Below are 13,157 nucleotides of genomic sequence, written 5' to 3'. Positions count from 1 at the left end.
GAATAGGTGTTATTAATGAGCATATTAAATGTAGAGCGGCTGAGTCATGGTTTTGGAGACCGGGCGATTTTCAACGATGTATCATTCCGCCTTCTGAAGGGCGAGCATATCGGTCTGATTGGTGCCAACGGTGAAGGGAAGTCCACCTTTATGAACATCATCACAGGCAAGCTTCAGCCGGACGATGGCAAGGTGGAGTGGGCAAGACGTGTGCGGACGGGCTATCTGGATCAGCACGCCGTGCTGACAAAGGGACAGTCGATGCGCGATGTTTTGCGCGGTGCGTTCCAATATCTATTCGATATGGAGCAGGAAATGAACGACATGTACGGCAGAATGGGCGATGTTACTCCAGAGGAGCTGGAGCAGCTGCTGGAGGATGTCGGAACGATTCAGGATACGCTGACGAATCAGGATTTTTATATGATTGATGCCAAAATTGATGAAACGGCTCGCGGGCTCGGCCTGACAGATATCGGCTTAGACAAGGATGTCCATGATCTCAGCGGAGGTCAGCGTACAAAGGTGCTGCTAGCTAAATTGCTGCTGGAGAAACCGGATATTCTTCTGCTCGATGAGCCTACGAACTATCTCGACGAGCAGCATATCGTATGGCTTCAGAGATATTTGCAGGAATACGAAAATGCCTTTATTTTAATTTCGCATGATATTCCGTTCTTGAACAGCGTTATTAATCTGATCTACCATATGGAAAATCAGTCGCTGTCGCGCTATGTCGGGGATTATGAGTATTTCCAGCAGGTGTACGAGGCGAAGAAGCAACAGCTTGAATCCGCCTTTAAACGGCAGCAGCAGGAAATTTCGGAATTGAAGGACTTCGTTGCACGTAATAAGGCCAGCGTGGCTACGCGTAATATGGCGATGTCCCGCCAGAAGAAGCTGGATAAGATGGACGTGATTGAACTCGCTAGGGAAAAACCAAAGCCGCAGTTCAACTTCAAGCCTGCGCGCACCTCCGGCAAGGTTATTTTTGAAACGAAGGACCTCGTTATCGGCTATGATTCTCCTCTGTCGAGACCGCTGAACCTGAGCATGGAGCGGGGGCAAAAAATTGCGCTTGTTGGCTCAAACGGGATCGGTAAAACAACGCTGCTGCGCAGCATTCTCGGTCAAATACCGCCGATTTCAGGCTCAGCCAGACTAGGCGATTTGCTTGAGCTCGGTTATTTTGAGCAGGAAATGAAGGAAACGAACAACAATACCTGCATTGAGGAGATTTGGAACGAGTTCCCATCCTTTACGCAGTTTGAAATTCGGGCGGCTCTAGCCAAATGCGGCCTTACTACTAAGCATATTGAGAGCAAAATTGTGGTGCTAAGCGGCGGTGAGAAAGCCAAGGTTCGCTTGTGCAAGCTCATTAACCATGAGACCAATTTGCTTGTGCTCGATGAGCCGACCAACCATCTCGATGTGGATGCAAAGGATGAGCTGCAGCGTGCGCTTAAAGCATATAAGGGAAGCATTTTGCTGATTTCCCATGAACCCGAATTTTATCGCGATATTGTGACGGATACGTGGAACTGCGAGGATTGGACGACGAAAGTGTTTTAATGGTAAATCAGGAATACAGGGCTGCCTTCATAGAGAGGCGGCCCTTTTTACTGGAGAAATGAACCATTTGTGCGATGAATTCGAGCTTGAAACGAAGGAATAGAAAGGAATGAGCGAGATGAAGCACCCTTTTCATCTGAAGGCGGTATGGAATGGCGGGCGTAACAGTGAAGGACATATCCATGCCGGCGGGTTAAAAACAGTCATTTCGATTCCGCAGGAGATGGGCGGGCCGGGTACCGGCACCAACCCTGACGAAATGCTTCTGGGGGCAGCGTCGACCTGTTATCTGATCACCCTGGCCGCAATGCTTGAGCGTTCGGGTATTACACCGCAGGAGCTTACTTTGGAGTCTGAAGCGATTGTAGATGTAACGAATAATATGTTTACATACGAACAGATAACACACAAACCGCGAATTGTGCTCAAAGCGGATGCATCAGAGTCGGAACGGACGAAGGCCATGCGGCTGGCACACCGGGCAGAAGAGTCCTGCATGATTTCCAGAGCCGTTGCAGGCAATGTCTCGATAGAGACGCTGCCTCTTATTGTGATAACGGGGGCTGATGCAGATTAACCTGTTGAATAATGGACAAAGTAGCCATTAAATTTTACAGATGAGCAGGGAGTTGGATTGACGACAGCTCTATAATAAATTTTGTAAGGAGGGCTTCCTCTGCGCGGTGCAGCTCCAATTTATAAATTAGTTCTTTATGCCCAAGTGAAAATAAATGGTATAGTTTCAAAGCCACTATACTAATTCTTATTAATTCTAAAAATATGATTCTTATAGATCATTTTTGTTGTTTTGCTAATGTATTCCATAAATAATTCCGAATATTTCTCTAACCAGTGTTTAGGAATCTACATTAGAGAATAGGTAATCCACTTAGGGAGGAATTATCATTGTTAGTTAAAGATTATGAACAGTTAATCGGTAAAACACTAACGGAAAGCATACGCGATACAAAGGGAACGCTTTTAATCAAAAAGGGAACTATTCTTTTAAAAAGTCACACCGAGAGACTTGCTAAATTTAAGATCAAAATCGCGGAAGTGACCACGATTGATACGAATGCTTCTGAGCATACACCTCAACGAAAGCCATCCATCCGAGACTCGTATGAAAGAGCAAAGCAGCATTTTAACGATATGGATCAGTTCGTTCGCCAAAACGGCATTGTGCCTGTCGAGGCGCTTGAACGAGAGGTTCTTCCCTTTATAAAGGAAATAGCGAAGCGATATAATCTGTTTCAGTTATTTTCCGTGCTTAAGGAACAGGACGATTACCGCTACAGGCAATGTATAGGAACAGCCGTTATTGCGACATCTTTAGGTAAGCGGCTTGGACTGAAGGAAGAAGAATTGGATATGCTTACGACTGCGGCAAGTCTATACGATATTGGCCTTGTCAAGCTGCCAACTGCAATCGTTTCCAAACAGTCAAGGCTCGATCCTCATGAATACGCGATTTTAAAGCAGCACACCATTCTAGGGCATGAGCTATTACTCGAATCGGGTGTTGAGCCTCGGGTTGCTGCGGTCGCGCTTCAGCATCATGAAAGAGAGGATGGCAGCGGTTATCCAAGTGCTTTAAAGGGAGAGGAACTGGATTATTTTGGGAAAATTGTAGGATTGACAGATTTTTATATGGACATCATCTCAGATCGATCTTATCGGGCAGCGCTGCAATTTTTTGAAGCCATTGAAGAAATTCATCAACAAATTATTTTAAACCGCTTTGATTCGGTCATAGGGCTGACGTTTCTGGATATGCTGCTCTCCACCCAGATCGGTTGTGAGGTTATGCTATCAGACAATAGAAGAGGAACGATTCTGCTAAACAACTATAACTACCCGACGCGACCCTTTATAGCGCTTGAAAATAATCAGTTTATTGATCTTAGTAAATTTGATGATATTAAAATTATTGAAATTGTCGGATAAGAGAATGGGCTGGCAAATAACTTAAGCATGATAAATTAAGCGAGAGCTGCCGCCCTGCACGTCCAGTCATAAAAATCCGGGTTAAGCTAAGAAAATGTAATCGCTATATTTTTTGCCGTTTTCCTGACACATAATACCATTATTCTGTAAAGGTTAGATTGTCTGAGTAAAATCAAATCGAACGGAAGGTGGAGGAAGGATTATGGCGGATGCAATTGAATATCAGGTAATTGTTTCTAAGGCGAGGACTTCAGATAATAAGCTGCTTGTTATTACGGCGGCTGAGAGCGGGGAAGGCATAACGATTTTGCCGCAGGTGTACGGAAATGAATATCAATTGTGGGAAAAAAGAAAGGTGCGCGCTGGAGATGACAATGCCTATGCGCTCGTTAATAAAGCGACGGGAAAATGCATCGGAAGAAAGGACTCCACGCAGGGCTCCAAAATTTATCAGGCGCCCGTTTCAGAAGCGGACGTCAATGGTCTCATGGTGTGGCGTGACGACCATGTTGCCGGAACCCACAATGCGATTAACAGCTATGTGGATTGGGAGCAGAAGATCAATATTCCTGGCAATGGACCATTTAAAAGCGGCGACTCGCTTGTGACGTGGGAATGGTGCCATGGTCAGATCAATGAATTGTGGGTTTTCGTACCTGATCGCAAGAAGATTACGGTCAAGAAAATGGAATTTCAAATGGACAACAAAATTGTAATCAACAGTGTACCCCTCGTAGCAGCCAAGCAGCTTGTGACCAATCATTCAAATGTCCAGCAAACGCAGCAGGTGACATTGAAATTTTCCAAAAGCCAAACGTACAATTTCAAATGGGAGAGAGGGCTGAAGGTATCGGAAACGCTTGAGTTTAAAGCAGGGCTGCCGCTTGTAGGCGATACGGGCGTGAAAATCTCGGTAGAGGGCTCACGCAGCTATTCGGAATCCAAGACACAAGACGAGTCCCAGGAGGTTTCGCTACAGGTTCCAGTCGTTTTGCCAGCAAATACAACGATCGAGGTTTCCGTTATTTTATTGCAGGGCGTTATTGACGTACCCTATACGGTGACATTTGAAGTGGAGTACCCGAATGGAAAAACAACCGAGACAGCTTCAGGCAAATATACCGGGGTGAATACATTTACTGTTAATACCGAATATAAAACGATCGTATAGCTTATGTATGCCATGTCATCATAAAATATAGATAAAAAATAGCAGGTAGCAGGTAGAAGGAGGCGTTAGCTTCTTTTTGCCTGCTATCTATTTTTTGCTTCAGCATCGTGCCAGCGGGTAAGGTTTTGAAAGTAATTTATTCGTTGGACGTCTTATGTTATAGTAAACTCCTATTCAATTATACGGCTAAAACTTCAAAAAATTCGAATAATGAGGTGCACAATGGAAAGTTTGAAAATAATGAATCCGTCCGTTAACGACGATATATATGCATTTAAAGCGGGTTCCGAGGATGAGGCTGCGGTACGTGAGCTGATTATGGCAACCGCTCGCTGGCTTAACAGCATGGGCTCAACGCAGTGGGGCGGCCTGCTTCAAGGAGAGGATAGTCACAATCTTGCAGGGGCGATAGCGCGTGGCGAGGTTTTTGCATTTCGCAAGGCAGGGGAGAAGGAGCTAGCAGGGTCTGTTATTTTACAGCAGCAGCCTAGCGATTGGGATCGGAAGCTTTGGGGAGAAGCGGAAGCAGGCAAAGGAAGCGCGGTTTTTTTGCACCGGTTAGTTGTTAATCGCCAGTATTCCGGCAAAGGACTTGGCAGCGATATGATGGCTTGGGTTGAACAGGGCATCCAGTATTCCGGCAAAGACCGAATTAAGCTGGATTGTATCGCCAACAATGAAAAGCTTAATCGCTTCTACAAGCAATGTGGTTATACGTATAAAGGCGAAGCGAGCGGCTGGAGCATTTATGAGAAGCTGCTTCCCGAAGTAAGCGTTCATTGAACAACGGCTGTTTATGAATAGGTCAAAAGTAATTCTAATGCAGGCAGGCTAATAAGAAGGAAATTAGCAAATTCTGTCGAATACCTGTGAAATTATGCTAACTAAACGAAAAATAGTTCTCGTCACTGGCCTGTTCCTCTGTCTGCTCATATCGATCCGTTTAATTTGGATTTATATGACCATCCCTCCCGATCATCCTGCTATCGTGCAAGGGCAATTGGATTTGCGCGGGTTTAATCTGGCAGACTCGGAGGCCATCAGGCTAGATGGCGAATGGGAATTTTATGCTAATCAATTACGAACGCTAGGCCCAGAAGAGGCGGAAACAGCAGCCGAAGGGCAGGCGTTCATTCAGGTGCCTGGAAGCTGGAATACGGTGTTATCCCCGCAGGCGGATTCAGCGTTTGGTTACGGAACGTACCGTCTGCGTATATTCATCGATTCAGTTAGAAGCCAAACGTACGGCATCCGCTTGAAGAACATTCCGTCGGCTTCCTCCGTGTATGTGGACGGAGAGCTTGTGGCTCAAGCAGGACAGCCAGCACCAGAGGAGAAAAGCTACATAGCACGCAACGTGCCTTATTCAGCGTCCTTCACATCCGATAAGTCAGTGATCGATATTGCTATTCAAGTCGCGAACTATAATTCCGCGAGCTCCGGAGGCATTCTTGGCTTCATTTCATTTGGCACGGAGAAAGCGGTAAGCAAGGAAACAGCAGTTGGCCTCCATTTGCAAATGATGGTCGTTACTATTTATTTACTGCATACCATGTATGCTTTTATTTTGTATTTTATTGGCTTGCGGCAGCGGGGGTTGCTGTTTTTCGCCGGCGCTATGACCTTCTCTGCACTTTGGCTTCTAGTATCGGATGATATGCTGCTGATGGTCTGGCTGCCAATGAACAATGATTGGAGCTTAAAGATCCAGTTTCTCTCCTATATGGGTGCTGCAATATTTATGCTGGAGTTTACGAAGCGCTTATTAACCGAATACCGGAATGTGCGAATTTTTCGCTGGTATACATTGCTCGGAATATTGCTTGCGGTATATGTGCTGTTTGCGCCAGCCTCTTATGTATTATCGGTAGCTGGCTTGCTCGGTTTTTATATTTTGCTTCCCTTCCTCGTCAATCCGGTCATCACCTTGCGAACCGCGATGAGAAGCGATAAGGATGCGATTGCGCTGCTTCTCGGTGTGGCTGCAATGTCGAACAATATCATTTGGAGCGTTGCGAAGGATTCAATTGGCGTAGAAAGCTCTTACTACCCTGTCGATCTGGTCGTCTCCTTTCTCGGGTTCGTATCGTATTGGTTTAAGCAATACATTCATACCTTCGCCCAGTCGAAGCAGTTATCTGAGGAGCTGCAGCAGGCGGACAAGCAAAAGGATGATTTTCTGGCGAACACGTCCCATGAGCTGCGAAATCCGCTGCACGGCATGCTGAATATGACGCAAATTGTGCTGGATAGAGACAAGCAGGCGCTCAGTGAACAAAGCGTGAAGCAATTGGAGCTTATTTTAACGGTCGGCCGCCGGATGTCATTTATGTTGAATGATCTGATAGACTTGACCCAACTGAAAGAACAGCGTATTAGGTTGAATCGAGGCAGCCAGCAGGTACAGAGCGTCGCTGCTGGCGTAATTGACATGCTCCATTATATGGTGGAAGGCAAGCCTATTCGCCTCGCGAGTACGATTCCAGATGTATTTCCCCGTGTCCTTGCGGATGAAAATCGTCTCATTCAAATTTTGTTTAATCTGCTGCATAATGCGATTAAATTTACGAGCGAAGGACATATTGCAATTCATGCCGTTCAGCAGGGGAAAATGGCGTACATAAGCATTGCCGATACAGGCATAGGAATGGATGAGGAGACGCAGCGAACGATTTTTGAACCGTATGAGCAGGGAGATTCGGGCATGACCGCTGCAACTGGCGGCGGTATTGGGCTTGGACTTAGCATTTGCAAGCATTTGGTCGAGCTGCATGGCGGAACGCTTGAGGTTCGTTCGCAGCCGGGTCAGGGCTCGATGTTTACTTTTACGCTGCCGCTGGCAGAAATGGGTGTAGCCGTAGAAACGAGTAGCGACCATGATCATGAGCTGCTGCCGTCTGTTCCAGCTGCGGAAATGCTCGCTGGCGCTGCCGATGTCACAAACATAGCCTATCCAGGGGAGCAATCGCTAGAGCGCACTGGCGATAGGCCTCAACCAACCCAAACGAAAAATCGTCCAGCTATATTAGTGGTAGATGATGACACGGTTAATTTGCAGGTGCTCGAAAATATGCTTGGTGTGCGAGATTTTGACATTGTGTCGCTCACAAGCGGCAAGGAAGCATTAGCTCTGCTGGATTCGAGAAAGTGGGATTTGGTGATCACCGATATTATGATGCCTAATATGTCGGGATATGAGCTCACGCGCCTCATTCGCGAGAATTATGCCCTCTCGGAGCTGCCCATTCTTCAGTTGACCGCACGCAATCGGGCGGAGGATATTGCCGCAGGCTTCCTATCGGGAGCGAATGATTATGTGACGAAGCCGTCCAATGCGCTAGAGCTGAAATCGCGCGTGCTCGCTTTGATTCATGTGAATCGATCGATGAGTGAACGCCTTCGTATGGAGGCGGCCTGGCTGCAGGCGCAAATCCAGCCCCATTTTTTACTGAATTCATTGAATGCGATTGCGGCTCTTAGTGAAATTGATTTGGGCAAAATGCATGTGCTGCTCGGGGAGTTCAGCAATTATTTGCGGTCGAGCTTCGATTTTAGAAATTCGGAGCAGCTGATTCCTTTGGAGCGGGAGCTGGATTTTGTCCGTTCCTATTTATATATTGAGCAGCAGCGCTTCGGCAATAAATTGCAGCTTCATTGGCAGGTGAAGGCCAGTCTGAAAAGTATGCTTCCACCGTTGACAATCCAGCCATTAGTTGAAAATGCGGTTAGGCATGGCGTGATGAAGCGTGCTGCGGGCGGAAGTATTTCAGTGCAAGTGTCCGAACGCGATGATCAGGTGGAGGTTGCGATAATAGACGATGGTGTCGGCATGGATGCGGCGGTATTGGATAAGCTATTGGATAGAAGCTCCAGCGAGCGGCAGGGAATTGGGCTGCTGAACGTGGATCGGCGATTGAAGCAAATGTATGGACAAGGCTTATTTATTCAAAGTGTATCAGGTCAAGGCACAACGGTTTCTTTTACGGTGAGGAAGTAAGCAGGAGGGCTACATAAGAATGGAGAGGAGAGGTTTGCCATTGTCTTTATCCGCTGAATATTTGCACTATGAGCCGTTTATAAAATCGCTGCCGCTGAAATCCCGATATGAGCCTGCTGATTTGCTCGTTCCGGATTTGCTTGTCGACCGGGAGGGGGAGGTTGAAATGTTTTACGCCCCGCACAATGAGTATCGGAATGAATCGGCGAGCCTTTTAATTGTCGGCATTACGCCCGGCTGGACCCAGATGGAGCTGGCCTACCGAACGGCAAAGCTTGCTTTGGAGCAAAATAAGTCGGCGGACGAGGCATGCAAAGCCGCCAAAATCGCCGCCAGATTTTCCGGTTCGATGCGCCGCAATCTGATGCAAATGCTCGATGGCCTGAAGCTGCCGGGGTATTTTGGGCTTCCTAATAGTGAAGCTTTGTTTGCTGAAAATAATCGGCTCCTGCATACGACTTCGCTGCTCAAATATCCGGTATTCGTAGCTGGGAAAAACTACACGGGGCATAAGCCGCCGCTTGCTGCCGATGCTTTTCTGCATACCTATGCGCTGAAATTCATAAAGGCTGAACTCAAGCTATTGCATAAGCCGCTTATTATTCCTTTAGGCAAAACGGTGGAAACGATGCTCAAAGAGCTTGTTGACAGCAAGGAACTAGGGGATGCGCTTGAGGAAAAGCAATGCTTATGGGGATTTCCCCATCCTTCCGGGGCTAACGGCCACCGCCACAAGCAGTTCGCTGATGAGAGAGAGCAGATGGAGGCGAAGGTCGCCGCATTTGCTGCTGCAAGGTGAAGTAATTCCAGTCTGCCTCAAATTTATATTTTCCATCTATGACATCAAACCCCACCATATCTTCTTTCGTAAAAAGGATTGGTAGCTTTGCGTGCTATCACCCACACAGCCCTCATAAATTTCCTTGGCCAATACGACATGCAGCCTCTTTGGTTGACTTTGAGCATCTAATTAAGATAATATCTAATTAGATGTTTATTTAATTGAATAAAAATGAGATTAGTTAACGGCGAAATTAGATATTCATTTAAGGATAGGCATCCAACATTCGATCAGGAGGTGAAAAAATGCAGTTAGATAAAGTGGTCGCTTACCACAAAGCACTTGCCGATCCAACAAGGATCAAAATTTTAATTTTGCTGTCGGAAGGAGAGCTTAATGGCCAGGTTTTAGCCGAAAAGCTAGGCGTATCCCCGGCTACGATTACCCATCACGCTGCAAAGCTGCGGGAAGCAAGCTTGATTAATGAGCGAAGAGAGAAAAACACGATTTTCTTTTCGTTAAATCACTATTTCATCAAAAACAGTGCTACAGCTGCTACCGAGCTGATTTATAAAAATACAAGCACAAAGGGAGGTACGGATGTGTTGGAGGATGACAAAAACAAGCGGCTTCAGCAGTCTGTTGTGAAAAACTTTTTCACATTGGACAATAAATTGAAGCACATTCCCGCGCAGCTTAAGAAGAAGCTGATTGTATTGGAGCACCTGGTATCCAAGCTGGAGAAAGGCCGAAAATACAGCGAGAAAGAAATCAATGCGTTTATTAAAAGCTATCACGAGGATTTTGCCACCATACGCAGAGAATTTATTATGCACCAATTCATGTTCAGGGAACACGAAATTTATGAATTGAATCCGCCTGAAATGTGGGCGAAGTGGGAGAACCTGGCGTGAGCCCGTGCTCTATTTTTAACTAAGGAAGGTGTAGAAGCTGATTCACTTAAAGTTAGTAACCGATCCTCTATCGACAGAGAGTATAAAAATTCAAAAGGCGATAATGAATTCACAGCCTGAGTTTAATCTCATAGTCATTGGTAAACGTTTTCAAACAGACGAAGATATTAGGGAAGAAAATAAGAAAAATCTCGAGCAGGGCGAAAAAATGTTTCATTTGATTGAAAATAAGGCATGTGTTGGAGTGATTACGTATCTCCCACAAAATCCGAATGATCTTCACCCGTGGATTGGACTGCTTATTATTCATAAGGAGCATGAAAAAACAGGAATTGGAACGCTGGCATTGAAGTTATTAGATGACGAATTAGCAGCACAGCGTATAGACAAAGTCAGACTTTGTGTTCAGAATGGCAACGATAAAGGAGCTTCCTTTTGGCAAAAGAATGGCTTTCATAAAATTAGCGAGGGGCTGGATCAACATCATAACCCAATTGCTATTTACGAAAAACAGAAATGAGGAGTCGCATACGATGCAAAAAGCGGAGCACTTAAAGGTACAAGCGTTGTCGGATATCGCTCATCTTAAGGTTCATGGAAGAACGACGGGCAGACTCGCGCCATTGACGTTATTTTGGACGGGGAGCTCCGTTGAATTAAATGCACAGGGGTCTGAGCTTTGGATAGAAGTAGAGGTGAATTACGACCAATATGAGCCTTGGATCAGTATCTTGATCAACGGTATTCCGGTCAGCCGACAAATGCTTACGGCGGGTAGATACTGGGTTTGTATTTTTAGAGGAATGAGCGAGGCTGCGATTAAAAATGTTCGTATTATAAAGGATCTACAGGCGATGAGCGCCGATTCCAGCTGCCTCTTGCAGATCCACGCTGTAAAGGGGGACGGCGAGTTTACCCCGATTGAAGCAAAGCCATATCGCATTGAATTTATAGGCGACAGCATTACTTCTGGAGAAGGGGCCATCGGAGCAAAAGCCGAGGTAGATTGGATTCCGATGTGGTTTAGCGCCGTTGACAATTATACGGCAATGACAGCTGAAGCGCTAAATGCAGACTACCGTGTTCTTTCGCAAAGCGGATGGGGCGTGCTTAGTAGCTGGGATAACAATCCACATGGGAATCTTCCACAGTATTACGAGCAGGTTTGCGGCCTGCTTACTGGCGAGAACAATCAAGCTTTAGGGGCATTGGATAAAAATGATTTTGACTCCTGGCAGCCGGATGTCGTCGTCATAAATTTGGGAACAAATGATGGCGGCGCTTTTCATTCTCCGGCTTGGGTGGACCCGGCAACCGGCCAGTCGTACAAACAACGGTTGAAGGACGATGGCACATTCGAGGACGAGGATGTGAAGGCGTTTGAGGAGGCGGCTCTGCGTTTTCTAATTAAAATTAGAAAATACAATCCGAACGCACATATCATCTGGGCCTACGGTATGCTTGGTCTGCCGATGATGCCAGCCATCTACCGAGCTGTCAACGCTTATAGCCAGCAATCAGGCGATAAGCAGCTATCCGTATTTCAGCTTCCTCATACGACAGATGAAACAGTGGGAGCAAGGCAGCATCCCGGTCGATTAGCTCATGAGAAAGCAGCCAAAGAGCTGGCGAGTTATATGAAAGAAATTTTGAGCTCCACTATGTCTTAGCTGGCCGAAATATGGCAATCGTCATAACGATAAGCAGTGGAATAAGCAGTACGAATCCGGTCCATAAAGGATGAATTTCCGTTACAATATGTCCCCATTGCGTAGTGCTGTCGTAAGTGACGAGCCCTAGCAAAAAGCCGGTCAGAGCCAGTGGCATAATGAGGACATTATTGTCCTTCATGCCGCAAAGCTTAGTTATAAAGAGACTGAGCACATAAAGAGCAAGCGTTGCTTTCATATAAGAGCCGAGAATGAGCGACATGCCAATGATGGACTCCACACGCTGGAATATTTCCTGAAATTCAATGAGTCGGGCTATGGAATACAGCACGTAGGGCCCGGCTCCTGCGGACGAACCAAATACCATTAATGAGCACAGAGTTACTGCACAGAGCACGATTAGGTTTAAGGCAAAGGAGATAGATAAGCTCATCATCAGCTTTTTCTGCACCTTTGGTCCCGCAGCGAACGGCAGCAGCATGCCGAATAAAAACACTTCGGAATATGGAAATCCAAACGTATAATAAGCTCCTGCGAAGACGGGCGTCAGGCCTTTGGGCAAGATCGGAAGCAATTGGTCAGGCTGGTAGACAGGAATGGCAAACAACAGCACGATGGCAATAAAGAAGGAAGTTAATAGCATAATGAGCGTGAACATGCGCGCTATAACTTCTATGCCTGCGCGAGCCGTCAAACCAGCAATGAGAAAAATCAGAGAAGTAAAGGCGTACATCGGTGTTTCCCTCATCATCGCTCCAATCATGAACTGACCTACACCAATGACAATTGCCGCTTGCATTTGCAGCAAATACGAGATGGTCAGCAGCCCTAACAGCACCGTCAGTCCGTTGCCCATTAGCCTGCGACTGTAGTCAATGTAATCAAGGCCGGGAAATCGGCGATACAAATACAACAGCATCATTAGGATGCCAAATCCGACTAATCCAGATAGCAGCAGGGATAGCCAGGCAGCGGCGCCTGCTTTTCCAATTAGCGGTCCAGGAACAAAAATGATGGAGGATCCGGTCATGAACACAAAGAAAAGCACGCCCATTTGAAAAGAACTGATCTTTTGTTTAATCAAACCGAAATTCCACCTTCCTCT

The 13,157-nt window shown here is 46.3% G+C and carries 11 protein-coding genes and 1 pseudogene; 10 read left to right on the top strand and 2 right to left on the bottom strand.

Annotated features, from left to right (window positions below):
* Positions 1 to 15 precede the first annotated feature (15 nt).
* The 7 genes from V5J77_RS14695 (at position 16) to V5J77_RS14665 (ending at position 9,486) form a co-directional block, all read left to right on the top strand.
* Positions 16 to 1,572, top strand: coding sequence for an ABC-F family ATP-binding cassette domain-containing protein (locus V5J77_RS14695; RefSeq protein ID WP_338551584.1), 1,557 nt, complete (start codon positions 16 to 18; stop codon positions 1,570 to 1,572).
* Positions 1,573 to 1,690: 118 nt separating this feature from the next.
* Positions 1,691 to 2,149 (top strand): OsmC family protein, encoded by a 459-nt coding sequence (locus tag V5J77_RS14690; protein ID WP_338556813.1) that lies wholly within the window; start codon positions 1,691 to 1,693, stop codon positions 2,147 to 2,149.
* 329 nt (positions 2,150 to 2,478) lie between these two features.
* Complete coding sequence (locus V5J77_RS14685) at positions 2,479 to 3,519, top strand: HD domain-containing phosphohydrolase (RefSeq protein ID WP_338551583.1); 1,041 nt, start codon at positions 2,479 to 2,481, stop codon at positions 3,517 to 3,519.
* A 202-nt stretch (positions 3,520 to 3,721) separates the two neighbouring features.
* Positions 3,722 to 4,690 (top strand): ETX/MTX2 family pore-forming toxin, encoded by a 969-nt coding sequence (locus V5J77_RS14680; RefSeq protein ID WP_338551581.1) that lies wholly within the window; start codon positions 3,722 to 3,724, stop codon positions 4,688 to 4,690.
* Positions 4,691 to 4,912: 222 nt separating this feature from the next.
* Complete coding sequence (locus V5J77_RS14675) at positions 4,913 to 5,473, top strand: GNAT family N-acetyltransferase (protein ID WP_338551580.1); 561 nt, start codon at positions 4,913 to 4,915, stop codon at positions 5,471 to 5,473.
* 94 nt (positions 5,474 to 5,567) lie between these two features.
* Complete coding sequence (locus V5J77_RS14670) at positions 5,568 to 8,687, top strand: ATP-binding protein (protein ID WP_338551578.1); 3,120 nt, start codon at positions 5,568 to 5,570, stop codon at positions 8,685 to 8,687.
* Positions 8,688 to 8,706: 19 nt separating this feature from the next.
* Positions 8,707 to 9,486, top strand: coding sequence for a uracil-DNA glycosylase family protein (locus V5J77_RS14665; protein ID WP_338551577.1), 780 nt, complete (start codon positions 8,707 to 8,709; stop codon positions 9,484 to 9,486).
* On the opposite strand, the pseudogene V5J77_RS14660 reads toward V5J77_RS14665, so the two are convergent.
* Positions 9,473 to 9,636 (bottom strand): annotated as a pseudogene (locus tag V5J77_RS14660) (siderophore biosynthesis protein); the annotation flags it as partial. The gene V5J77_RS14665 and the pseudogene V5J77_RS14660 overlap by 14 nt on opposite strands.
* A 137-nt stretch (positions 9,637 to 9,773) precedes the next feature.
* On the opposite strand from V5J77_RS14660, the gene V5J77_RS14655 reads away from it, so the two are divergent.
* The 3 genes from V5J77_RS14655 to V5J77_RS14645 all read left to right on the top strand — a co-directional run bounded on the left by V5J77_RS14655 (position 9,774) and on the right by V5J77_RS14645 (position 12,052).
* Positions 9,774 to 10,382, top strand: a complete 609-nt coding sequence (locus V5J77_RS14655) for a metalloregulator ArsR/SmtB family transcription factor (protein WP_338551575.1) — start codon at positions 9,774 to 9,776, stop codon at positions 10,380 to 10,382.
* 103 nt (positions 10,383 to 10,485) lie between these two features.
* Positions 10,486 to 10,902, top strand: coding sequence for a GNAT family N-acetyltransferase (locus V5J77_RS14650; RefSeq protein WP_338551574.1), 417 nt, complete (start codon positions 10,486 to 10,488; stop codon positions 10,900 to 10,902).
* A 13-nt stretch (positions 10,903 to 10,915) separates the two neighbouring features.
* Positions 10,916 to 12,052, top strand: a complete 1,137-nt coding sequence (locus V5J77_RS14645) for a GDSL-type esterase/lipase family protein (protein ID WP_338551573.1) — start codon at positions 10,916 to 10,918, stop codon at positions 12,050 to 12,052.
* On the opposite strand, the gene V5J77_RS14640 is transcribed toward V5J77_RS14645, so the two are convergent.
* Entirely contained in the window at positions 12,042 to 13,136 is a 1,095-nt protein-coding gene (locus tag V5J77_RS14640; RefSeq protein ID WP_338551572.1) for a GerAB/ArcD/ProY family transporter, read from the bottom strand. The genes V5J77_RS14645 and V5J77_RS14640 overlap by 11 nt on opposite strands.
* Between the last annotated feature and the right edge of the window lie 21 nt (positions 13,137 to 13,157).

Source organism: Paenibacillus sp. KS-LC4 (assembly GCF_036894955.1).
In the GTDB taxonomy this organism is placed as follows: Bacteria; Bacillota; Bacilli; order Paenibacillales; family Paenibacillaceae; genus Pristimantibacillus.
The sequence above is the reverse complement of the archived record's forward strand: the minus strand, read 5'-3'. Positions and strand labels throughout refer to the sequence as shown.